General features: G+C 64.2%; 21 protein-coding genes. 6 read left to right on the forward strand and 15 right to left on the reverse strand.

Annotated elements, in window-relative coordinates; genetic code table 11:
* Position 1: 1 nt before the first annotated feature.
* From ybeY to tsaB, 7 genes are all read right to left on the reverse strand, one after another.
* Positions 2-490, reverse strand: coding sequence for an rRNA maturation RNase YbeY (gene ybeY, locus AC1DW2_RS14185; RefSeq protein ID WP_223153827.1), 489 nt, complete (start codon positions 488-490; stop codon positions 2-4).
* A gap of 83 nt (positions 491-573) precedes the next feature.
* Positions 574-1,569, reverse strand: coding sequence for a PhoH family protein (locus AC1DW2_RS14190; protein WP_063980131.1), 996 nt, complete (start codon positions 1,567-1,569; stop codon positions 574-576).
* 64 nt (positions 1,570-1,633) lie between these two features.
* A complete protein-coding gene (gene miaB, locus AC1DW2_RS14195; protein WP_166064333.1) occupies positions 1,634-3,028 on the reverse strand; it encodes a tRNA (N6-isopentenyl adenosine(37)-C2)-methylthiotransferase MiaB in 1,395 nt (464 codons plus the stop codon).
* A gap of 189 nt (positions 3,029-3,217) precedes the next feature.
* On the reverse strand, positions 3,218-3,898 hold the full coding sequence (locus AC1DW2_RS14200; RefSeq protein WP_441497349.1) for an HAD family hydrolase: 681 nt from the start codon (positions 3,896-3,898) through the stop codon (positions 3,218-3,220).
* A 52-nt stretch (positions 3,899-3,950) separates the two neighbouring features.
* A complete protein-coding gene (locus AC1DW2_RS14205; protein ID WP_028150589.1) occupies positions 3,951-4,406 on the reverse strand; it encodes a Fur family transcriptional regulator in 456 nt (151 codons plus the stop codon).
* 39 nt (positions 4,407-4,445) lie between these two features.
* Positions 4,446-4,931 (reverse strand): ribosomal protein S18-alanine N-acetyltransferase, encoded by a 486-nt coding sequence (rimI, locus tag AC1DW2_RS14210; RefSeq protein WP_441497348.1) that lies wholly within the window; start codon positions 4,929-4,931, stop codon positions 4,446-4,448.
* The gene (gene tsaB, locus AC1DW2_RS14215) at positions 4,928-5,623 is read right to left on the reverse strand and encodes a tRNA (adenosine(37)-N6)-threonylcarbamoyltransferase complex dimerization subunit type 1 TsaB (RefSeq protein ID WP_441497347.1); all 696 of its coding nucleotides are present in this window, start codon (positions 5,621-5,623) and stop codon (positions 4,928-4,930) included. Before tsaB ends, rimI begins: the two co-directional genes overlap by 4 nt.
* Positions 5,624-5,929: 306 nt before the next feature.
* On the opposite strand from tsaB, the gene AC1DW2_RS14220 reads away from it, so the two are divergent.
* A complete protein-coding gene (locus AC1DW2_RS14220) occupies positions 5,930-7,615 on the forward strand; it encodes a methyl-accepting chemotaxis protein (RefSeq protein WP_441497346.1) in 1,686 nt (561 codons plus the stop codon).
* A 110-nt stretch (positions 7,616-7,725) separates the two neighbouring features.
* Here AC1DW2_RS14220 and AC1DW2_RS14225 read toward each other — a convergent pair whose 3' ends face one another.
* From AC1DW2_RS14225 to murJ, 4 genes are all read right to left on the reverse strand, one after another.
* Positions 7,726-8,295: a NifU family protein gene (locus AC1DW2_RS14225; protein ID WP_028150592.1), complete on the reverse strand. Its 570-nt coding sequence runs from the start codon at positions 8,293-8,295 to the stop codon at positions 7,726-7,728.
* A gap of 261 nt (positions 8,296-8,556) precedes the next feature.
* Positions 8,557-9,051, reverse strand: a complete 495-nt coding sequence (locus tag AC1DW2_RS14230) for a universal stress protein (protein ID WP_063980124.1) — start codon at positions 9,049-9,051, stop codon at positions 8,557-8,559.
* Positions 9,052-9,161: 110 nt separating this feature from the next.
* Complete coding sequence (gene trpS, locus AC1DW2_RS14235) at positions 9,162-10,214, reverse strand: tryptophan--tRNA ligase (protein ID WP_085405057.1); 1,053 nt, start codon at positions 10,212-10,214, stop codon at positions 9,162-9,164.
* A gap of 75 nt (positions 10,215-10,289) precedes the next feature.
* Positions 10,290-11,840: a murein biosynthesis integral membrane protein MurJ gene (gene murJ, locus AC1DW2_RS14240; RefSeq protein WP_441497345.1), complete on the reverse strand. Its 1,551-nt coding sequence runs from the start codon at positions 11,838-11,840 to the stop codon at positions 10,290-10,292.
* 125 nt (positions 11,841-11,965) lie between these two features.
* On the opposite strand from murJ, the gene AC1DW2_RS14245 reads away from it, so the two are divergent.
* Positions 11,966-12,967 (forward strand): adenosine kinase, encoded by a 1,002-nt coding sequence (locus tag AC1DW2_RS14245; RefSeq protein ID WP_441497344.1) that lies wholly within the window; start codon positions 11,966-11,968, stop codon positions 12,965-12,967.
* A gap of 151 nt (positions 12,968-13,118) precedes the next feature.
* Here AC1DW2_RS14245 and AC1DW2_RS14250 read toward each other — a convergent pair whose 3' ends face one another.
* Together AC1DW2_RS14250 and AC1DW2_RS14255 are read right to left on the reverse strand one after the other, a co-directional pair.
* Positions 13,119-14,813 carry an AMP-binding protein gene (locus tag AC1DW2_RS14250; RefSeq protein WP_441497371.1) on the reverse strand — a complete coding sequence of 565 codons (1,695 nt, stop codon included), beginning with the start codon at positions 14,811-14,813 and terminating at the stop codon, positions 13,119-13,121.
* A 118-nt stretch (positions 14,814-14,931) separates the two neighbouring features.
* Positions 14,932-16,125, reverse strand: coding sequence for a serine hydrolase domain-containing protein (locus AC1DW2_RS14255; RefSeq protein WP_441497343.1), 1,194 nt, complete (start codon positions 16,123-16,125; stop codon positions 14,932-14,934).
* Positions 16,126-16,470: 345 nt separating this feature from the next.
* Here AC1DW2_RS14255 and AC1DW2_RS14260 point away from each other — a divergent pair, with 345 nt between their 5' ends.
* Positions 16,471-16,791 carry a hypothetical protein gene (locus AC1DW2_RS14260; RefSeq protein ID WP_028150598.1) on the forward strand — a complete coding sequence of 107 codons (321 nt, stop codon included), beginning with the start codon at positions 16,471-16,473 and terminating at the stop codon, positions 16,789-16,791.
* A gap of 112 nt (positions 16,792-16,903) precedes the next feature.
* Entirely contained in the window at positions 16,904-18,397 is a 1,494-nt protein-coding gene (locus tag AC1DW2_RS14265) for an NAD-dependent succinate-semialdehyde dehydrogenase (protein WP_441497342.1), read from the forward strand.
* Between the two features lie 12 nt (positions 18,398-18,409).
* Here the strand turns inward: AC1DW2_RS14265 and AC1DW2_RS14270 are convergent, their stop codons facing one another.
* Complete coding sequence (locus AC1DW2_RS14270; protein WP_477006369.1) at positions 18,410-19,222, reverse strand: helix-turn-helix transcriptional regulator; 813 nt, start codon at positions 19,220-19,222, stop codon at positions 18,410-18,412.
* Positions 19,223-19,357: 135 nt separating this feature from the next.
* Between AC1DW2_RS14270 and AC1DW2_RS14275 the strand changes: the two genes are divergently transcribed.
* Both AC1DW2_RS14275 and AC1DW2_RS14280 read left to right on the forward strand, forming a co-directional pair.
* A complete protein-coding gene (locus AC1DW2_RS14275) occupies positions 19,358-20,260 on the forward strand; it encodes an NAD(P)H-binding protein (RefSeq protein WP_477006370.1) in 903 nt (300 codons plus the stop codon).
* On the forward strand, positions 20,257-20,622 hold the full coding sequence (locus AC1DW2_RS14280; protein ID WP_085405062.1) for a nuclear transport factor 2 family protein: 366 nt from the start codon (positions 20,257-20,259) through the stop codon (positions 20,620-20,622). The genes AC1DW2_RS14275 and AC1DW2_RS14280 overlap by 4 nt, the downstream gene beginning before the upstream one ends.
* 45 nt (positions 20,623-20,667) lie before the next feature.
* Here the strand turns inward: AC1DW2_RS14280 and AC1DW2_RS14285 are convergent, their stop codons facing one another.
* Positions 20,668-22,884 (reverse strand): SLC26A/SulP transporter family protein, encoded by a 2,217-nt coding sequence (locus tag AC1DW2_RS14285; protein WP_441497338.1) that lies wholly within the window; start codon positions 22,882-22,884, stop codon positions 20,668-20,670.
* Between the last annotated feature and the right edge of the window lie 142 nt (positions 22,885-23,026).

Raw genomic sequence — 23,026 nt, forward strand, 5'->3', positions numbered from 1 at the left:
CTCAATGCGTCCCCGGGCGGTCTGCATAGGGATCGGGTATGCCGAGATGAGACAGGATCTCTCGTTCGAGCGCTTCCATCTCCTCCGCGTCGCCATCGTTCTCGTGGTCGTAGCCGACCAGGTGCAGGAAACCATGCACGGCGAGATGGCTCAAATGATGATCGAACGGCTTCTGTTCCTCGTCCGCCTCGCGCCGCATGGTCTCGTAGGCGATCGCGATGTCGCCGAGCATGCGCGGCGCATCGCCTTCCTTCCACTCGCCCTCCGGCTGGAGCGCGGGGAACGACAGCACGTTGGTCGGCTTGTCGATGCCGCGCCAGTTGCTGTTGAGCGTGCGGATGCCGGCATCATCGGTCAGCATCACGGCCACTTCGGCGTCGGCAACGTCCTCGTCGACACTCTCGGCGGCGGCCGCCACCGCACGCTGGATCACCGCTTCGGAATCGGGCTCGCGCTGCCAGCAATCGGCAACGACGAGGACCTCGGTCATGGGAAGGTTTGGATGTGACATTGTCTTTGTTCGGAACGAAAAGGCGCCTGCGTCCGCGCCCATATGGTCCGGCTGTTGTCTCGTCAGGATTTACCGGCGGCCGGCCGCTGCGGCTGCCCCTCATAGGCAGAGACGATTCGTGCCACGAGCTCGTGGCGGATCACGTCCTCGGCTTTGAAATGAACTTGTGCAATACCTTCGACGCCGCCCAGCAGGCGCGTCGCTTCCGCAAGGCCCGAAGTCTGGCCGTTCGGCAGGTCGATCTGCGAGGGATCGCCGGTCACGATCATGCGGCTGTTCTCGCCGAGACGGGTCAAGAACATCTTCATCTGCATCGACGTAGTGTTCTGCGCCTCGTCCAGGATGATCGCGGCGTTGGTCAGCGTGCGGCCGCGCATGAAGGCGAGCGGCGCGATCTCGATCTCGCCGGTCTGGAGCGCCCGCTCGACGATGCGCGCGTCCATGAGGTCGTAAAGCGCGTCGTAGATCGGACGGAGATACGGATCGACCTTCTCGCGGAGATCGCCGGGCAAAAAGCCAAGCCGCTCGCCGGCCTCGACCGCCGGACGCGACAGGATGATCTTGTCGACTTCCTTGCGCTCGAACAGCTGCGCGGCATGCGCGACCGCGAGCCAGGTCTTGCCGGTGCCGGCGGGGCCGATGCCGAACACCAGCTCGTGGCGCTTCAGCGCGCGGATGTAGGAATCCTGCGCGGCGGTGCGTGCGCGCACCGGGCGCTTGCGCAAATTGATGCTGTCGAAGGTGGATTTGGCCGATTTGGCGTCGAATTCGAACAGCGAGCCCTGTGCGATCACGGCGCGGATCGCGCCTTCGACTTCGCCCTGGTCGAGATCCTGCCCCTTCACGGCCTGCGCGTAGAGTGTCTCCAGCACGCGGCGCGCGGCGTCGCAGCCGTCACGCGTGCCGCCGATGGTGATGTGGTTGCCCTTGGAGTCGACCACGACGCCGAGCCGCCGCTCGATCTGAGCGAGATGCTGGCCGTAGGGGCCGACCAGCGCGGATGCGGCGCGGTTGTCGTCGAAGTCGATGACGACCTGGGTCTCGGGCGGAACTTGCATGTCGCGGTCAAATTTGCGGCTGGGAGCGAACGAAGACGAATCCGATGCGCTTTTTGGCAAGGGTTCAGGCTCCAATGGCTTGCGATAAAGCGGGCTCGCGCGCGTTACGCGGCGTCACGAGCTCACCGAGGAAACTATAGCGTTCGAGGCTGTCGATCCGGACCGGCAGGATCTGTCCGATGATGTCGGGCGAGGCCATCACATGCGCAGGCTGGAGGAAGGCAGTGCGGCCGACGATCTGGCCCTCCTTGCGGGCCGGACGCTCGAACAGCACATCGACCGTTGAGCCAATCGCGGCCTTGTTGAAGGCCGATTGCTGGCTGTCGATCAGTTCCTGGAGCCGCTCCAATCGCTGGTCCATCTCGGCGGGGGACACCGTCTCCTGCATATCCGCGGCCGGCGTTCCCGGCCGGGCGGAGTATTTGAACGAATATGCGGCAGCGTAGCCGATTTGCGTGACAAGCGCGAGGGTGGCGAGAAAATCTTGCTCGCTTTCGCCGGGGAATCCCACGATAAAATCTGATGAAAAAGCAATGTCTTGGCGCGCTGACCGGAAACGGTCGATGACACGCCGATAATCATCGGCGGTATGTTTCCGGTTCATGGCGGCGAGAATCCGGTCCGAACCCGACTGCACCGGCAGGTGCACGAACGGCATCAGCTCGCCGAGATCGCGATGGGCTGCAATCAAACTGTCATCGACATCGCGGGGATGGCTGGTCGAATAGCGCAGCCGTGCGATGCCCGGAATCTTCGCGAGATGTTCGAGCAATCGGCCGAGCGGCCAGGCTTTTCCGTCCGGTCCCTCGCCGTGATAGGCGTTGACGTTCTGACCGATCAGCGTGAGCTCGCGCACGCCGTTGTCGGCCAGCCGCTTCACGTCATCGACGATCTTCGCGACGGGGCGCGACACTTCCGAGCCCCGCGTATAGGGCACGACGCAGAAGGTGCAGAACTTGTCGCAGCCTTCCTGCACCGTGACGAAAGCGGAAATGCCGCGCGCGCGGATCGCATCGGGCTTTGGCTGGGCCAGGAAGCCGAACTTGTCGGCTGCAGGAAACTCGGTCTCGATCGCACGGCCTTCGTCGCGCGCACGCTTCAGAAGCTCCGGAAGGTGATGATAGCTCTGCGGGCCGACCACGACGTCAACCACCGGCGCACGGCGCGTGATCTCCCCACCTTCGGCCTGCGCCACGCAGCCCGCCACCGCGATCTGCATCGCCCGGCCCCCGCGCGCGGCCTCTTCCTTGGCGACCCGCAGCCGGCCAAGCTCGGAATAGACCTTTTCGGAGGCCTTCTCGCGGATATGGCAGGTGTTGAGGATGACGAGGTCGGCATCCTCCGCGTTGGCCGTCTCCACGAATCCTTCCGGAGCCAGCGTGTCCACCATGCGCTGGGCATCGTAGACATTCATCTGGCAGCCATATGATTTGATGTGCAGCTTGCGCGGCGGCGTCATGGAACCCGGAATTGAGGTGGAGGACGCCCCTCAGATATAGGCTGGAGGGACGAAAATCCAGCGATTGACACCCCGCGGGGTCATTCCGGGGCGCCCGCAAAGCGGGAGAACCTGGAATTCAGAGGTTTTGGCGCGAGATTCCGGGTTCACGCGGGTTGCGCGTGCCTGGGAATGACGACGAGGCCGAAATCAGCCCGCCAGGGTGTTCCCCGCGACCCGCCGGACCAGCTCCGGCAAGTGCCGCATATCGTCGAACGTCAATCCGGCGCCTGCGGCACGCAGCCTCTCGGCGTGACCCGGCGGGCAATGGCTGCCGCCGTGAAAGCCCAGCACGCTCATCCCTGCGGCATGCGCGCCGGTCACTCCGGGGACGCTGTCCTCGATCACGACGCACCGTTCAGGCGCGGCTTTCATCCGTTCGGCGGCAAACAGGAACAGATCGGGTGCGGGCTTGCCGCGTGCGACCTGGCTTGCGGAAAAGATGTTCGGGGCGAGCAGGTCGTAGAGCCCGGCGCATGTCAGGCCGTGATGGATCTTCTCCGGCGTGCCGCTCGATGCAACGCATTTCGGCAAATCGATTGCGGCAATCGCCGCGGCCACGTGGGTGATCGGCTGCAAATCGCTGGCGTAAAATTGCAGCGTGGCCGCATTCACTTGGCTCTCAAGATCGTCGGGGAGGTTGTGGCCGATTTCCTGTTCGACCATCCGCCGCGCGTCTTTCTCGGATACGCCGAGGAAGCGGACCAGCACTTGCTCCGAGGTGATGGGATAGCCGTGCCGCGTGAGCACATCGGCATGTGCGCGACAGGAGATCACCTCGCTGTCCACGAGCACGCCGTCGCAATCGAAGATGATGAGATCTATAGGCACGAGGGCATGATCCGGAAAAGTGTGGAGCGGTTTTCCGACAAGATCATGCCACTTAAGACGTCGGCTTGTCGTCGTCGAGCGGAACGCAATAGAGCTCGAGCCGATGGTCGACCAGCTTGTAGCCGAGCTTGCGGGCGATCTCCGCCTGCAGCTTCTCGATCTCCTCGGAGGTGAACTCGATCACCTTGCCGTCGCGCAGATTGATGAGGTGGTCGTGATGGCTGTCGCGCATCGTCTCGTAGCGCGCGCGGCCCTCGCGGAAATCATGGCGCTCGATGATGCCGGCATCCTCGAACAGCTTGACGGTGCGATACACGGTCGAGATCGAGATCTTGTCGTCGACGGCGACGCAGCGCCGGTAAAGTTCCTCGACGTCGGGGTGGTCGACCGATTCCGCCAGCACGCGGGCGATGACGCGGCGCTGCTCGGTCATGCGCATGCCGGTGGCGGCGCAGCGAGCCTCGATGCCGGTCGCCTTGGAGGCGGAGGAAGGTTTAAGTCCAGTCATAGTGTGTCTGCCTGACGGGGGCGCTTTCTGCCATCAATGTTACGACAAGTCACGTCGCATCAGAAGTGCGTTCAATTGTTCCCCGTTGGGCTGCTTATAGTAGCGTTCGCGACGCCCGACCACCATGAATCCGGCCCGATCGTAGAGCCGCCGCGCCGGCTGGTTATTTTCCTCGACCTCGAGAAATATTGTGCGCACGCCGCGCCCGGCGAGGTGGCCGAGATGCGTCATCAGCAGCGTGCCGGACAGCCCGCGGCCGCGGTGAGCCTGGTCGACCGCGATGGAGAGGATTTCCGCTTCGTCCGCGCCGATCCGCGAGACCGCGAATCCGATTGTCTTGCGGCCGAGCCGCAATCGGTGCACGAGCGTGTTGCGCTCGCCGATCATGCCCTCGAACTCGCCTTCGCCCCAGCCGTGGGCAAAGGATTGTCCGTGCAGCTGCGCCAGCCGCGCGGCGTCGCGCGTGGAGGCCGGCTCGACGGCGGCMGTGCCGCCGCGCCACCATTCCGAAAGCCATCTCATCATGAGGTTGCGGCTTGTGCGGCGAGCGGTGGCTGTGCGGCCGGCTTTGCGTCGGGCGCCTTCAGATAGAACGGCCGCGCCGGCGTGGTTTCGGGATTGGCCGCGGCGCCGAGCCAGGCGACCCAGCCGATGTCGGGCGCGGGCTGCGCGTCGACCGCAACGGGTTGCGGACCGTCCTTCGGCCAGCGACCGGCGAGGATCTTTGCGGCATTGCCGACCAGATGCGGCGCACCGAATTGCGAGGCCGCGATCGCCGCGTCAATTGGCACGACGCTCGGCCGCACCAGCGGGCTGCCGTCGCCGGCTACGATCTGGAAGTAGACGTGATCGTGCCGCGCATCGATCGCCGAGATCACCGGCGCCGTTCCGCTCTGGCCGACGACGGTGGCGGCATAGGCCGAAAGCGTCGTCAGCCCGACCGCGGGCCGCTTCGCCGCAAGCGCAAGGCCGCGCGCGGCCGAAATGCCGACCCTCAGGCCCGTGAAGCTTCCGGGGCCGACGGTGACGGCGATGCGGTCGAGCGAGGTGAAGGCAAGATCGGCCGATTGCATCACGCGCGCGATCATCGGCATCAGCGCTTCGGCGTGGCCGCGCTTCATCAGAAGCGATTCCTCCGCAAGCAGCTGGCCGGCGTCGGTGTCGAGAACGGCAGCCGCGCACGCTTCCAGCGCGGTATCGATGGCAAGGATCAGCATCGAATCAGCTTAGTCGGTCGAGCCGCGGTCGAACCAGTCCAAGTTTGATTTCTCGACCGGCGCACGATCGGCCCCGTAATTCTACGTGGACGCGAAGGCGACAAAATTTTCGCTCCCCATTTTCGATGCGGATGCATCAATTTGCAACCTTAGAGATAGCTAAGTGGTTGAAATGTTGGCATTTTAAGTAATCATTAGCAAACCAATGACACCGTCAACGGGCGGGAGAGTGAGTCAACGACGACTCAGACGGGGCGCTTTGGCAGATCAAGCCGCGCCTGTTCGGTCATTTGGAAGGGTTCATTTATGTCTTTTTGGCGAAGCGGTTCTTCGGCTAGGGAGGCTTTGGCTCAGGTCATTGCACTCGGCAAGTCGCAGGCGGTCATCGAATTCAATCTCGACGGCACCATTATCACGGCCAACCAGAATTTCCTGGACGCGATGGGCTACCGGCTCGACGAGATCGCCGGCAAGCACCACAGCATGTTCGTGATGCCGGAGGAGCGGGGCAGCGCGGCCTATCGCGAGTTCTGGGCGCAGCTCGGCCGCGGCGAATATCAATCAGCCGAATACAAGCGGCTCGGCAAGGGCGGTCGCGAGATCTGGATCCAAGCGTCCTATAATCCGATCATCGACGAAGCCGGCAAACCGGTGAAGGTCGTCAAGTTCGCGACCGACATCACCGCGCGCAAGATCCGCAGCCTCGAAGATGCCGGCAAGATTTCCGCGATCGGCCGCGCCCAGGCGGTGATCGAGTTTAATCTCGACGGCACCATCATCACCGCCAACGAGAATTTCCTGAGCACGGTGGGCTATCGGCTCGACGAGATCCAGGGGCAGCATCACAGCATATTCGTGGGGGCAGGTGAGCGCGATAGCGCAGCCTATCGCGAATTCTGGGCCAAGCTCGGCCGCGGCGAATTCCAGTCCGGCGAATACAAGCGCTTCGGCAAGGGCGGCAAGGAGGTCTGGATTCTCGCTTCCTACAATCCGATCCTCGATGAGACCGGCAAGCCGTTCAAGGTGGTGAAGTTCGCGACCGACGTCAGTGCGCAGAAGCTGTCGAATGCGAATTTCGCCGGGCAGATCGAGGCGATCGGCAAGTCGCAGGCCGTGATCGAGTTCAGCATGGACGGCAAGGTTTTGACAGCCAACGAAAACTTCCTCGGCGCGCTCGGCTATACGCTGTCCGAGATCGTCGGCAAGCATCACAGCATGTTCGTGGGCACTGACGAGCGCGACAGCGAAGCCTATCGGGCCTTCTGGGCCAGGCTGAACGCCGGTGAATTCCAGTCCGGCGAATATCAGCGAATCGGCAAGGGCGGCCGGCAGGTCTGGATTCAGGCCTCCTACAACCCGATCCGCGACCTCAACGGCAATCCGTTCAAGGTCGTGAAATACGCCTCCGACACCACCGCCCAGGTGATCGCGCGCAAGCGCAGCGAGAAGGTGCGCGACATGATGGAATCGGTCGCCGCCGGCGCCGAGGAGCTCAACGCCTCGGTGCGCGAGATTGCCGAAGCAATGACGCGCTCGCGCGAGACCGCATCGACCGCGGTCGATCGGGTCGAGGCGGCGGACCATCAGGCGCAGCGGCTGACTCAGGCGGCAGAGTCGATGAGCATGATCGTGCAGCTGATCGGCAGCATCACCGGTCAGATCAATCTGCTGGCGCTGAACGCCACCATCGAATCCGCGCGCGCCGGCGAGGCCGGTCGCGGCTTTGCCGTGGTGGCATCTGAAGTGAAGAACCTCGCCAATCAGGCCAAGCAGGCCGCCGACCGGATCGAGCAGGAGATCGGCAATCTGAACGGCATCTCGGTCGACGTGGTCGCCGCGCTGGGGGCGATCCGGGGCGCGATCGAGGGCGTCAGCGAATATGTGTCGTCAACGGCCGCCGCCGTCGAGGAGCAGAGCACCGTCACCAGCGAAATGTCGGCGAGCATGCGCAAGGCCGCGGAAGAGGCGGCGAGCATCGGCCAGGCGGCGTAGGAGAGATCTCGTAGGGTGGGCAACGCGAAGCGTGCCCACCTCTTCTTTTCGCGATGATTGCATGGTGGGCACGGCGCAAGCGCGCCTTTGCCCACCCTACGGCACTTCGCCTACATCGGCCGGACTTCGACCACGTCGGGCACGAAATGCTTCAGCAAATTCTGAATGCCGTGCTGGAGCGTCGCGGTCGACGACGGGCAGCCGGCGCATGAGCCCTTCATGTTGAGATAGACGATGCCGTCCTTGAAGCCGCGGAAGGTGATGTCGCCGCCGTCATTGGCGACCGCGGGCCGCACGCGGGTCTCGATCAGATCCTTGATCATGTCGACCGTCTCGGCATCGGACTCGTCGAAGAACTCATCCTCGTCGTCGAGCTCGGCATCGCTTGGAGCCGCGCCATCGGCGAGCAACGGCGCGCCGGACATGTAGTGCTCCATGATGGCGCCGAGGATCGCGGGCTTGAGCTGCTGCCATTCACCGTTCGCCTTGGTCACGGTGATGAAATCCGATCCGTAGAACACGCCGGTGACGCCGGGCACGTCGAACAGCTTTTCGGCCAGCGGCGAGCGCGTGGCCGATTCGCGGCTCGAAAATTCCATCGGGCCGCCGTCGACGACGACGCGGCCGGGAATGAACTTCAGCGTGGCGGGATTGGGGGTGGCTTCGGTTTGAATGAACATGGTTTTCTCCAGACGTCGCCGGTTCAAGGCCGGCGCGCAAGCTATCCAGTAGCAGATGGCGACGGGGAACGCACGGTCAAGGGGTGGGTAGGACGTTTCGTTGCGATATCAGCGGGTTAGGACACTTTAATATTCCCGCGCCGTCATGGCCGGGCTTGACCCGGCCATCCACGCCTTGCTGCGTGGCGCCAAGAACGTGGATGCCCGGGACAAGCCCGGGCATGACGGATATCTGGTTGGCCGCAGTCCAGATAGGGACGTCTACGACAGCGAATCCACGCTTCCATCGCTCAGCGCGCCCGAGATGATCGTCACCGGCACCGGGAACGTGCCCAGTTCATGCGCCAGCAGCGAGACCAGCGGTCCCGGACCCTCCGCGCCGGGATTGGCGGCGAGCACCAGCATGGCGATGTCAGGGTCCTCGTCGATCACGGCGAGCAGTTGTTCCATTGCATCGCCTTCGCGGATCACCCGCTCCGGCGTGATCGCGGCGATGCCGTTGGCGCGGCCGGCGGCGCGGTCGAGCGCGGCTTCCGCCGCCTCCTGAGCCTCGGCGCGCATGATCTCGGCCACCCCGAGCCATTCCTGACTCTGCTGCTCGGGCTCGATGATGCGCAGCATCACCACGCCGCCGCCGGCGCGGATCGCCCAGCGGCTGGCATAGTAGACCGCGCGATCCCATTCGGCGGTGTCATCGACGATCACGAGGCATTTGGGCTTGTGACCCGGCTCGAAGCAAAGTCGCTTGCTGGTCATGCATGTCCCGGAATGTGCACGGACGGCATGCTGCCACACTCCCTCACGCTTGGGGAGAGGAGAAGCGGCCGGCGCWGTGGGCGCCGGCCGGGTCTCGCAAATGCGGGGAATCAGCGCCGGCGGATGAAGCCGACGATGTCCTTCGAGAGCTTCATGGTCTCGTCGGCGATGGCGCGGGCCCGGTCGGCGCCATCGTTCAGGATCGCGTCGATATGGCCGGGGTCGGCGACGAGGCGCTTCATCTCGCCGGCGATCGGCGAGAGTTTTGTCACGCACAGATCCACCAGCGCATTCTTGAAGCTGGAGAACTGGCCGCCGCCGAATTCTCTGAGCACGTCGGCCTTGGAGCGGCCGGAGAGCGCGGCGAAGATACCGACGAGATTGTCGGCCTCGGGGCGCGCTTCCAGGCCCTTTTCCTCTGACGGCAGCGGCTCGGGGTCGGTCTTCGCCTTGCGCACCTTCTGCGCGATGGTGTCGGCGTCGTCGGTCAAATTGATGCGCGAATTGTCGGAGGCGTCCGACTTCGACATCTTCTTGGTGCCGTCGCGCAGGCTCATCACGCGCGTCGCCGGTCCCGTGATCAGCGGTTCCGGCAGCGGGAAGAACAGGCCGTCATTGGCGCCGAGGCTGCGGATCGAGTCACCAAAGTCGTTGTTGAACTTCTGCGCGATGTCGCGCGAGAGCTCGAGATGCTGCTTCTGGTCCTCGCCGACCGGAACGTGGGTGGCGCGGTACAGCAGAATGTCGGCGGCCATCAGCACGGGATAGTCGAAGAGGCCAACGGACGCGTTCTCGCGGTCCTTGCCGGCCTTCTCCTTGAACTGGGTCATGCGGCCCAGCCAGCCCATGCGCGCGACGCAGTTGAAGATCCAGGCGAGCTCGGCGTGGCCGGAGACCTGGCTCTGGTTGAACACGATGTGCTTCTTCGGATCGATGCCGCTCGCGATGAACGCCGCGGTGACCTCGCGGGTGTTGCGCGCGAGCTCGACTGGTCCGCCCCAGACGTCCACGCCTTGCGTGATCGCGTGCATGTCGACGACGCAATAGATGCAGTTGTGGGTTTCCTGCATCTTCACGAAGTTGACGATCGCGCCGAGGTAATTGCCGAGATGCAGATTGCCGGTCGGCTGGACGCCCGAAAAGACCCGTTCAACGAATGCCATGGTAAGTCTTCCTGGAAGGTATTCGGCCGTCGTTTCCAACAGCGGCGCTGCCCCGTCAAGGGTAATTCGGTGGCGTCACGCCTCGGACTCGGTCCGGGCCGGGCGCTTCAGCACGTTAGCCGCCTCGCGCCATGAGGCCGCGCCGAGGACCTGCAGGAGCACGCCATAGACGGCGATTCCGGCCGCGATCTGCAGGCCCAGGACGATGAAGCGGATCAGCCCGTGCGCCTCGGCGGGCGACAGGCCGGTCGTCAGCCAGAGCAGGGCGCCCATGGCAGCCGCGGCGAGCACGATCCGCGGCAGCCGGTTGCGGGCGGCCGCATCGACCGAGAAGCCGAACTCGCTGGTGCCTTTCCGCAGCAGCGAGATCGCACTGCTCCAGGCGCCGGCCGCGATGCTGGCGGCGATTCCGGTCGCGCCAAGGACGTGTCCGAGCACGACAGCGAGGGCGATCGCGACCACAAAGCCCTTGGCGGTCGCCAGCAGCGGCGTCATCGTGTCGCTGCGGGCATAGTAGGCCGGCGACAGCGCTTTGATCAGCACATGCGCCGGCAGGCCCAGCGCCAGCCACATCAGCGCATGCGCGGTGGCCGTACTGTCGTCCGCGCTGAATGCGCCATGCTCGAACAACAGTCGCACGATCGGTTCGGCCAGCACGACGAGGCCGAGCGTCGCGGGCAGCGCCAGCCCGGTCGCCAGTTCCAGCGCGCGCGATTCCGCATGCGCCACGGCGTCACGGTCGCCGCTACGCACCGCGCGCGTCAGCTCCGGCACCAGCACCGTGCCCATGGCGACACCGACGATGCCGAGCGGCAGCTCGATCAGGCGGTTGGCGAAATAGAGCCAGGAGACCGCGGAGGGCGTGGCGGAGGCGATGATCGCGCCCGCGACCATCAGCCATTGCGGGCCCGAGCTTGCGATCATGCCGGGGATTGCCTTGGCGAAAAAGCCGCGCATCTCCTGGTCGAAGCTGATCCGCAGCGGCGTCGCCAGTCGCGCGCTTCGCTGCGACAGCAGCATCAGCAATTGCAGCAGTCCGGCGACGCCGACGGTCGCCGCCAGCATCCATGCTGCGAAGCCGGCGTCGGCATGCCAGACGAGCAGCATCGCAATGGCCGCAATCAGCGCGATGTTGAACAGCAGCGGCGAGAATGCCGTGAGTGCAAAGCGCCCCTGGGCATTGAGCAGCCCCATCAGCACGGTGACAGGTCCGGCGAAGGCGAGATAGGGCAGCATCAGCCGCGCGTTCGCGACGGCGAGATCGAGCGTGCCGCTACCCAGAAATCCGGGCGCGATCACGGTGATGATCAGCGGCATCACAAGCGCGATGACGATCGAAATCGCGATCAGCGCCGCGCTGACCGTGCCGAGCACGCGTCCCGCGAAGGCGGAAGCGGCCGCTTCGCCATCACGGTCACGGACGCGTAGCCAGGCCGGGATCAGGGCAGCGTTCAGCGCCCCCTCACTGAGCAGCCGTCGCACCACATTGACGAGCTGGAACGCTGCCAGAAACGCGTCCGCCACCGCGCCCGTGCCCAACAGAGCGGCAATCATGGAATCGCGGGCAAAGCCGAGCAGCCGCGAGGCCAGTGTTCCCGTTGAAACTGTCAGGAAAGAGCGGATCATTGCGCCGACATAATACCGTTGCTTGCCCGCTTGGGGCCGGTCGTGATAGGCCGCGAGCCAGATTTCAGACCGACAGGAAGCGGATTTCCGCGGGTATCGCAATCCGGCAAACAGGATCAAGGTGAATGGCTGACGTGAAATATGACGTTCTCGGCATCGGCAACGCGCTGTTCGACGTGCTGGTCAAGACGGACGAGGCCTTTTTGGGCAAGCACGGCATGACCAAGGGCAGCATGTCCCTGATCGACGAGGCGCGGGCCGCCGCCATCTACAAGGACATGGGCCCGGCGACCGAAGTCTCGGGAGGATCTGCCGCCAACACCATCGTCGGCATCGGCAGCCTCGGTGCACGCGCGGCCTATGTCGGCAAGGTCAAGGACGACCAGATCGGCAAGCTCTATGTCCACGACATCCGCGCCGCCGGCGTCGCCTTCAATACGCCCGCTGCGAAAGACGGCCCTGCGACCGGCTGTTCCTACATCCTGGTCACTGGCGACGGCGAGCGCACCATGAACACCTATCTCGGCGCCGCGCAGGATTTGTCGCCCGCCGACATCGATCCGGCCGAGATCGCGTCTGCCGGCATCGTCTATCTCGAAGGCTATCTCTGGGACCCCAAGAACGCCAAGGACGCCTTCGTCAAGGCGGCGCAGATCGCGCATGATGCCAAGCGCAAGGTGGCGCTGACGCTGTCGGATTCGTTCTGCGTCGATCGCTATCGCGACGAATTCCTCGGGCTGATGCGCAACGGCACCGTCGACATCGTGTTCGCCAACGAATCCGAGCTGCATTCGCTCTACACGACCTCGGACTTCGACACCGCGCTGAAGCAGCTGCGCAACGACGTCAGTCTCGGCGTGGTCACCCGCAGCGAGAAGGGCTGCGTGGTGGTGACGCCGACCGAGGCCGTCGCAGCGCCGGCCTCACCGATCGCGAAGCTGGTGGACACCACCGGCGCCGGTGATCTCTTCGCCGCCGGCTTCCTGTACGGTCTCGCGCGTAACCTTGCGCACAAGCAGTGCGGCGAGCTCGGCGCACTCGCGGCCGCCGAAGTGATCCAGCACATCGGCGCGCGCCCGCAGGTGTCGCTGAAGGAGCTGGCGCAGCAGCGCGGGTTGACGGTTTAAGGCGACGCCGCCTCATTCTCCGCTGTCGTCGCCCGGCTTGACCGGGCGACCCAGTACTCCGAGACCTTAGTGGTTCATCGAGAAGCCGCGGCGTACTGGATTCCCCGCCTTCGCGGGGAATGACAGTCGTGCTGTGGCGAGAGCACTCAGCTCACGCCGTCTTCGCCGCCTTCAATCCCAGCCGCTGCTCCACCGCATCGCGCATCACGAATTTCTGGACCTTGCCGGTCACAGTCATCGGAAACTCGTCGACGAACTCCACATAGCGCGGGATCTTGTTGTGCGCGATCTGGCCGTCGCAGAACGCGCGAACCTCTTCAGCCGTCAGCGTCTCGCCCGGCCTGACGCGGATCCAGGCGCAGAGCTCCTCGCCATAGCGGGTGTCTGCCACGCCAAAAATCTGCACGTCCTGAATCTTGGGGTGGCGATACAGGAATTCCTCGATCTCGCGCGGATAGAGGTTCTCGCCGCCGCGGATCACCAGATCCTTGATGCGGCCGACGATGTTGCAATAGCCCTCGTCGTCGATGGTGGCGAGATCGCCAGTGTGCATCCAGCCATTGGCATCCAGCACGTCCGCCGTCTTTTCCTTCTCCTCCCAATAGCCCAGCATGATGCTGTAGCCGCGGGTGCAGAGCTCGCCGCGTTCGCCGCGCTTGACGATCCTGCCCTCGAGATCGACGACCTTGACCTCGACATGCGGATGAATCCGCCCGACGGTCGAGACGCGCCGTTCGAGCGGGTCGTTCGTCGCGCTCTGGAAGCTGACCGGACTGGTCTCGGTCATGCCGTAGGCGATGGTGACCTCGCGCATGTTCATCTCGGTGTTGACGCGCTTCATCACCTCGATCGGGCAGGGCGCGCCCGCCATGATGCCGGTGCGCAGCGATGTCAGGTCGAACTTTGGGAATTCAGGGTGATCGAGCTCCGCGATGAACATCGTCGGCACGCCGTACAGCGCCGTGCACTTTTCCTGCTCGACCGCGCGCAGCGTCGCGAGCGGATCGAAACCCTCGCCGGGATATACCATCGTCGTGCCGAGCGTGACGGAGGCGAGGTTGCCCATCACCATGCCGAAGCAGTGATAGAGCGGCACCGGAATGCAGATGCGATCCTGCTCGGTCAGGTGCATCGCACGTCCCGTGAAATGGCCGTTGTTGAGGATATTGTGGTGCGTCAGCGTCACGCCCTTGGGCGATCCCGTGGTGCCGCTGGTGAACTGGATGTTGACGGGATCGTCGAACTGCAAGGCAGCGCCGAGTGCAGTGAGCTGCTCGCGATGCTGCGCTCCGCCCATGCGAGCGATCTCTTCGAACGGGATCGTGCCTGATGCCGCGGGGCCACCGATCTGGATCACCATCCGCAAGTCCGGCAGTCGCGCGGCGTTTAGTTTTCCGGGCTTGGCGCCGGAGAGTTCCGGCAGCAGCGTGTTGAGCATCTCAATGTAATGACTGGTCTTGAACACGGTCGCCGTGACGATCGCCTTGCAGCCGACCTTGCGCAGCGCGAACTCCAACTCGCTCAAGCGGTAGGCGGGATTGATCGTCACCAGGATCAGGCCGGCCTTGGCGGCGGCGAACTGGGTCAGCGTCCATTCCGGCCGGTTCAGCGACCAGATGCCGATCCGCTGCCCCCGTTCGAGGCCGAGCGCGAGAAAGCCGGCGGCGAGCGCGTCGACCCGTTCGGCGAATTCGGTCCAGGTCCATCGCACGCCGTGGCTAGGCGAGACCAGCGCCTCGCGATGGCCCCAGCGCCGCACGGCGCGGTCAAGGCTGCGGCCGATGGTTTCGCCGAGCAGCGGCGTGTCCGAGATGCCGCAAACATAGCTGTCGGCTTTATCAGCCAGGTTGTCTGCCAAACTCGTCTCCTCAAAGCTCTTGCCTCGTGCCTGAAGCCGATGGCCTTGGCACGAGGTTATCCATTGCAGCGAAGGCGCGCGACGCCGCGCGCCTCATACTAAGGGGTTAGGCCGCCTTCTTCCCGCTGCCCGCATCGAGCCCGGCATACACGCCACGCTCGAATCCCGTGAAGGCCTCGATGCACTTGGCGTCGACGAACGGCAACACCTGCATCAGGATCACGCCGGAAACATCGCGCGCCGGGTCGATCCAGAAATAGGTGTTGGCGAGACCGGCCCAGGCGAGGCTGCCGGCGCTGCGGCCCTCCGGCGTCTTGGCAGTATTGATCAGGAAGGACAGCCCCCACTTCTTCACGATGTCGGGGAAGAGATCGACATCGTTAGTGTACATGGGCGCAACCGTCGTCATCTTGCCAATGGTGAGATCGCCGATGTGGTTCTGGCCCATCAGCGCGACCGTCTCGGGCTTCAGCACCTGGTTGCCGTTGCCGCGGCCCTTGTTGAGGATCATCTGGGTGAACTTGATGTAGTCGCCGGCAGTGCCGTAAAGGCCGCCGCCGCCCATGCAAAATTCCGGATTCTGCTCGATCTCGAACGGGATCGGCGCCAGCGATCCATCCTCGCCGCGAGCATGGGTGGCGACCAGCCGCTGGCGCATGTTGTCGGTGATCTTGAAGCCGGTGTCGCTCATACCGAGCGGAGTGAAGAGATTGTCGCGCAGATAGGCATCGAGCCGCTTGCCGCTCACGGCTTCCACTGCCTTGCCGACGAAGTCGATGTTGATGCCGTATTCCCAGCGCGTACCGGGATCAGACATGATCGGCGTCTTCAGCGCGACGTCCTGGCAGGAGAAGATGTTCGGGGTTCCGGTCTTCTCCAGATAGACCGCGAGATCGCCGTTCCACACATTGTAAGCAAAACCAGCGGTGTGGGTCATGAGCTGGCGCAGCGTGATCGCGCCCTTCGCCGGCCGCAGCTTCGGTTCGCCCTTGGCATCAAAACCTTCGAGCACCTGCGGCTTGGCGAGGTCGGGCAGCACCGAACCGATCGGCGCATCCAGCGACAGCTTGCCCTGTTCGACGAGCTGCATCGCGGCCGCTGAAGTCACCGCCTTCGTCATCGACGCGATCCAGAACACGCTGTCGTCAGTCATCGCATCGGGCTTGGACAGGTCGCGCTTGCCGAACGCGCCTTGATAGATCACGTCGTTGCCGCTGGCGGCGATCGCGACGACGCCGGGAATCTCCTTGGCGTCGCTCTTCTGGCGCAGGATCTCGTCGATCTGGGCTTTGCTTTGCATACGCGTTTCCTCCGGTTTGATTATTGTTGGAAGCGAATGATTGTCCTCCTGCACGGTCCGCGCGGCAAGCGCGTCCAGATGCCCGCGCCGGTCGCGATGTCGTGACTTGACGGTCCGCGGCGTGCGCAGGACAGCAGAGGGCTGAACTGCAACACTCCGTCACAATCTGCGGTGGATGGCCGCAACTCACCGTGACCGTGGATGGGCTCTGGCGATATGTTTCACGTGTTTGAAGCACTTGAAACATTTTGTGCGTTGCGGCGTTTCCGCACGCGGCCAATCGACGGCCAACGTTAAGACTTGATGCAAATATTGGCGGTCGTTCATGGCCGCGGGGGACCTCAGATGATTTCGACCTGGAGCGAATGGAAGCGCTATCCCCGTCCCGGACGGGGCGACAATCTCGAGGCGCCGATTTCGCCTGGCATTTACGAGGTCCGGATCGCCGGTACCGGCGCGCTCTATTCGTTCGGCGCCGTCGACAATCTGGCACAGGCGCTGGCGCTGCTGCCGGTGGGCTCGAAATCCTGGTTCGGCCGCCGCGACACCTCCGACGTTCCCGATCTCGAATACCGGACGTGCGCGACGTCCTCGAAGGCCGACGCCAAGGCGGCCGCCGAGCGCATGATCGGCCGGCGCGAGACCTATATGAGTGGCGCGGCATAACCGCGCCGTTGCCACTTTAACTCCCAGCAGATGTGCGTTGCGGGACGGTGCATTGCGCGCCGTCTGTCCCTATATTCGGGGCCGATCCGATCGCGCCCCGAGGAGTAACGCCATGACCCCGACTGCCGCCGCACGCGCCCCGCAAGCCACGTCCAATCTGCGCGACCGGTTGAAGGATCCGTCGTTGCTGAAGGAGGCCTGCTACATCGACGGCGCCTGGGTCGGCTCGCCGGTCTTCGCGGTGAACAATCCCGCGACCGGCATCGAGCTCGCGAAAGTTCCGCAGCTCGGTGCGGACGAGACGACCAAGGCGGTCGAAGCCGCCGAGCGCGCCTTTCCGGCCTGGGCCAAGCACACCGCCAAGCAGCGCTCCAACATCCTGCGCAAATGGTTCGAGCTGATCATCGCCAACCGCGAGGATCTCGCGCTGATCCTCACCTCCGAGCAGGGCAAGCCGCTCTCCGAGGCGCTCGGCGAGGTCGATATCGGTGCCGCCTATATCGAGTTCTTCGCCGAGGAAGCCCGTCGCGTCTATGGCGAGACCATCCCGACGCAGCGGCCCGATGCGCGCCTGCTCGCGATCAAGCAGCCGATCGGCGTCTGCGGCGCGATCACGCCGTGGAATTTCCCGAACTCGATGATTACCCGCAAGGTTTCGCCGGCGCTGGCGGCCGGCTGCACCGTGGTGTTGAAGCCCGCCAACGAGACGCCGCTCTCGGCGCTGGCGCTGGCCGTGCTCGCCGAGAAGGCCGGCGTGCCCAAGGGCGTGCTCAACATCATCACCGGTGACGCGCCGCCGATCGGCAAGGTGCTGTGCGAGCATCCGGCGGTGCGCTTCGTCGGCTTCACCGGCTCGACCGCGGTCGGCAAGATCCTCTACCAGCAGGCCGCCATCGGCGTGAAGCGGCTCGGCCTCGAGCTCGGCGGCAATGCGCCGTTCGTGGTGTTCGACGATGCCGATATCGATGCCGCGGTCGAAGGCGCGATCGTCTCGAAATACCGCAACATGGGTCAGACCTGCGTCTGCGCCAACCGCATCTACGCCCAGGACAAGATCTACGACGAGTTCGTGCAGAAGCTGTCGAAGAAGGTCGCGGCGATGAAGATCGGCGATGGCACCGAGAGCGGCGTCACGCAGGGCCCGTTGATCAATTTGAAAGCGGTTGACAAGGTCGAGCGTCACATCGCGGACGCTGTGAAGCGCGGCGCCAAGGTCGTCACCGGCGGCAAGCGCAGCGAGCTCGGCCGCTCCTTCTTCGAGCCGACCGTGCTTGCCGACGTCAAGCCGGACTCGCTGGTGGCGCAGGAAGAAACCTTCGGCCCGCTCGCCCCGGTGATCCGCTTCAAGGACGAGGCCGACGTGATCGCGATGTGCAACGCCTCGCCGTTTGGCTTGGCTTCGTACTTCTACTCCCGCGATCTCGGCCGCGTCTGGCGCGTCGCTGAGGCGCTGGAATCCGGCATGGTCGGCGTCAACACCGGCCTGATCACGACCGAAGTCGCCCCCTTCGGCGGCGTCAAGGAAAGCGGCCTCGGGCGCGAAGGATCGCGTCACGGCATGGAAGAATATGTCGAGATCAAATACGTGATGATGGCGGGGGTGTAGGCCCGTCGCCGATCAGTCCTTGCTTCGACGCAGTTCGCTGGGACTGCGTCCGAGCTCGCGTCGCATCCATTTGGCCAGATGAGATTGATGGGCAAAGCCCGCTTCGAGGGCAACATCGCTTAGCTTGCGATCGCCTTGAAGGAGGAGCTGGCGCGCGTGCTCCACTCTCCTTCTCAGGATGTAGCGATGAATCGTGACATCCATGGCCGCCTTGAACCAGGTCCGCAGATGCGAGCTGCTGACGCCGGCCTCGCGGCTGAGAATGTCGATTGTGAGCGGCTGGTCGAAATTTGCATCGATATAGGCGAGGACTCTCTGGAGCTGCGCGTTCGAGAGGCGGATGGCCTCTCCCGGCGGATCATTCGCCAGGTTGATCAATTCGACCGCCAGGGCCATTCCCACGTTTTCGGCAAACAACGGGCCGCTCGGCGAGCCCGCTTTCACGTCGCTTTCGAGAGCCTGTCCAAGCAGAACGATGCGGTCATTCCGCAGCATATGATGATGTGTGAGCCGGGCGGCTGCCAATTGTCGGCTCCTTGATGCTGCGTGGTCCAGCATGCCTGGTGCGAGCCGGATCTGAAGCGACTGGTAGGGCGTCTCAGCCACGAAGCCGCCGATGGCGCCGGACGGAACCACATCGATATCGCCGGCCTGACGTAGAAACTGTTCCCCGGTCTCGAGACAGAATGAGCGCGTCGCCCGGTTGAGGTGGATGATGATGCGGTGATCGCCGATCGGCTCCAGCGCGACGGCGTCAGGCTCGGTTCGCCTGGCCGCAGCGGTGGCGCCGGCCGATGTTGACGCCGAACTCGATCTCGCACGCATGGGTCAGGCTCCAGATCTTGGCGGAACGTGTTCGATATTTGGCGGATCGTGCGCGATTTTCAACGGCGCCGGCGTCAAAGAACTCATCTGTCGTTTCCCGACAAATGAGGATGCCAAGTGAGTCACTACGTGATTGTGGGAGCCGGCCCGGTCGGGCGCGAAACCGCGCGCCTTCTGGCGGAAGAAGGGCACAGTGTCATCCTGACCAGCAGGAATGCCGGATCGCTCAATGCCGGCGATGTGCGTACGGTTTCGTCGGATGCCACCGATGCCGCACAGCTGGCGGTACTCAGCAAGGGCGCGGATGCGATCTTCATGTGCGCGATGGCGGCCTATCATCGTTGGCCGACCGACTTCTTTCCGATCATGGACGGAACGGTCAAGGCGGCCGAGCAGGTTGGTGCCAGGCTGCTCGTGGCTGGGAATGTCTATGGCTACGGCGCGGGGGCTGCGAGCCCTCTTACGCCAAACATGGAGCCGGACCCGACCACCCGAAAGGGCACGACCCGGCACATCATGTGGCAGCGTGCGTTGCGATCGAGCGTTCCCGCCCTTGAAGTGCGGGCGAGCGATTATCTCGGCGACGGCGCAGTCGCCTATTTTTCCCTGCTGGCGTTGCCGTCGCTGCTTAGGAACGAGCCGGTTGCCTTCCTCGGCGATCCGGATGCCGCGCATGCCTGGTCTTTCACCAAGGACACGGCGAAGACGCTGGTTGCAGCGTCGCGCTTCACTGGAGAATGGGGCCGCGCCTTTCACGTGCCGTCGCAGTCGGCGTCGGTGCGCGAGCTGGTACGGAGATTCGCAGCCGCGCTGAAGATCGACGCTCCTGGCCTGTCGCGACTCGCCCCGGCTGAGCTGGAAGGCATCGGCTTCAGCGAAGGGATCGAGATGGCCTATTTGTTCGAAAAGCCGCTTTTGCTCGATGCCGGCGATACAGAGAAACTGCTGGGCGTCACCGCGAGCAGTCTGGACACCATGGTTCGCGACACACTTTCGCAAGTAGCAGACATGGGTGCGACAGGGAAGGAAGCAAAATGAGTGAACAGGTGACCAATCTCGTCCAGAACTACATCGCGGTCTGGAACGAGAGAGATGCCGGGAAGCGCCGGTTGCTGATCGACAGAGTCTTCAGCGACGCGTGCGTCTATATCGATCCGAATGACTCGGTGGCTGGAAAGGATGCGATCGAGCGCCTGGTGCAAGCCTTGCAGGCGAGACTTCCGGATCTCCGCTTCACGCTCGCCGGTCACGTGAACGCGCATCACGATCAGGTCCTGTTCGGCTGGACGCTGGCTGCGCCCGGAGCCGCAACACCTGCCGCCACAGGCGTCGACATGGCGGTGTTGGACGGTGACCGCATTCGGCAGCTTCATGGATTTGTAAATCCGCGGGACCAATAGCGTGTAGCCCGGATTGCGCTCCGCTCCATCCGGGCGACGGACCAGTCACCGCCGCAACACCGCAATCGTCCTGTTCGCGAACGTCAGCCGCTCGGCCATGACCGACACGAAATAGGTCAGCAGCTTGTGGCTGAGCGCGGGGTCCTCGTCCCTGATCGCGTCGAACTGGAGCGTGTTGAGCACGTAGAGCACGCTGGCGACCTCGGCCTGGATCGTCGCGCTGCGCGGCGTGTTCGACACCAGTCCCATCTCGCCGATCGTGGTATAGCGCCCCAGGCTGCGCACGCGCGTGGTGCGGTCGTCGTCGGCGGGGACCATGATGCCGACGCGGCCGTCGAGGATGAAATGCATGGAATCGGCGGGGTCGCCGGCCTGCACGATGATGTCGCCGGCCTCGACCTCGAGGCGCTGGCAGCGGTGGATCAGCGCGTCGGCGTCGGCCTCGCTGTCGAGTATCCCCGTGAACCAGTCGCGCAGGCTGGCTTCTTCCTGCTCCCGCCCCTGATGCTGCGAGATGATCTCGTTCTCGCACCATTCCAGCGCATGATCGAGCTCGGGAATGATGGTGACGCCCTCGCCGACGAAGTCGCTGGAGCGCAGCACCTTCTCGGCCGCCGCCGACAGGTGCACCAGGATCAGCTCGACGCCGAGATCATGCGCGCTGCGCTTGATCTGGGCGAAGCTGTAGGCGGCCGAGGAGTCGACGCCGGTGACGAGCTTGAAGTCGAACAGCAGATAGCGGCACTCCGGGCGCTCCTGGAGCAGCTGCTTGACGTGCTGGTAGAGCCGGTTGGCGGAGCCGAAGAACAGATAGCTCTGCAAGTTCAGGCCCTGGATGTTGCCGCCATGGGCCAGCAGCACGTCCTGGTCGTCGCGCGAGCGGTCGAGCGAGGAGCGATATTCCGAGCCGTCGAAACTGTATTTGATTGACTCCACCCGTGCGGCGCTGAACGCAAACGTCGCGCAGCCGATGATCACGCCGATCAGGATGCCCGGGACGAAGCCCCAGGCGACGATGATCGCGATGATGGCGATCAGGGAGAGATATTCGAGCTTCGAGAGCCGCTTGCGCGACTCGATGATCCATTTGTGGAGCTGGTCGGCACCGAGATAGAGCAGAAGGCCACCGATGACGAATTTCGGGATGAAGCCGAGCAGATCGGGCGCGACGGCAAGCATCAGCAGGGACAGCGCCGCGACCGTGAGGCCGGACAAGCGCCCGCGGCCGCCGCTGGAGAAATTGAGGATCGAACGGCTGATCGAGCTGCAGCCGGCGTAGCCACCCAGCATGCCGGTCAGGATATTGGCGGCRCCGGTGACGTTCAGCTCGCGCTCCAGATTGGCCTCGCGATGCACGGCAACCTCGATGCCGGTGGTGTTGAACAGGGTGCTCGAGGCCGTGACGAAGATGACGGCAACCACGTTGCCGAGCAGGTCCGGCACGGCAAACCAGGGATAGCGGGCGAGATCGTCGGTGTGCCAGGGCAGCACGAAGACCGCCTGCGGCGGCGGCTGAAACGTCCAGCCCAGGACGCGCGCGTGATCGAATGAAACGCCGGTGATCCAGAACGCCAGATGCGCCGTGAGCACGCCGCCCACCAGGATGATCGGCAGTCCGAACGGGCTGCGCGAGCGATGCCAGGTCAGATACAGCACCAGCGCCATCGCGCAGGCGGCGCCCAGCTCCAGCAATGTGGTGCCGTTGGTGAAGTGCTGCAGCGTCGTGAACTGGAGCGGGTGGTTGGTGATCACCCGCACCGCGCCCAGGGCGATGAGAAGTCCGGTGGCGCCGAGGAAGCCGCCGACGACGGGATAGGGCACGTAGCGGATGGCGCGGCCCAGCCGCGTCAGGCCCAATCCGCACAGCACCAATCCCGTCAGCACCGTCGACAGGCCGAGCGTGATCAGAACCGGCGAGAGCAGCGGTGCCGACAGGTTCGCCGTCTCGAGGCGTTCGACCACCGAGGCCGCCAGAATTCCCGTCACCGCCGCGGTCGAGCTGTCGGGAGCACCAATTGCGAAGGGCAGGGAGCTGCCGAGCCCGATGACGACCGCAAGCACCGTGGAACTGACGAACGTCGCCGTGATTCCGTAGGACAGGTAAGGCGAGAGCGGCCCGGCGAAGATCAGCAGCGAATAGGACAGCCCGAAGGTGACGGTCAGGACGCTGGCCGCCGTTCCGCCCAATATATCATTTAACGCACGCTTGAGGGCCGGATTGAATCGCGAAGCCGGATTGAAAATAATTGCTGGATCGGTCACGCCGTTGCGCTCGCCCCTGAAAAGTCCCGTCCCGAGACGTAGACGAGTACGGGCTTAGCGCAACTGGATTCTTGTAACTGTGAAATATCCGACAGTTTTGCGGTGAGGATCTCCATTCACGACATGTGAATGGTCAACCATA

The organism is Bradyrhizobium sp. P3_C3 (assembly GCF_056402655.1).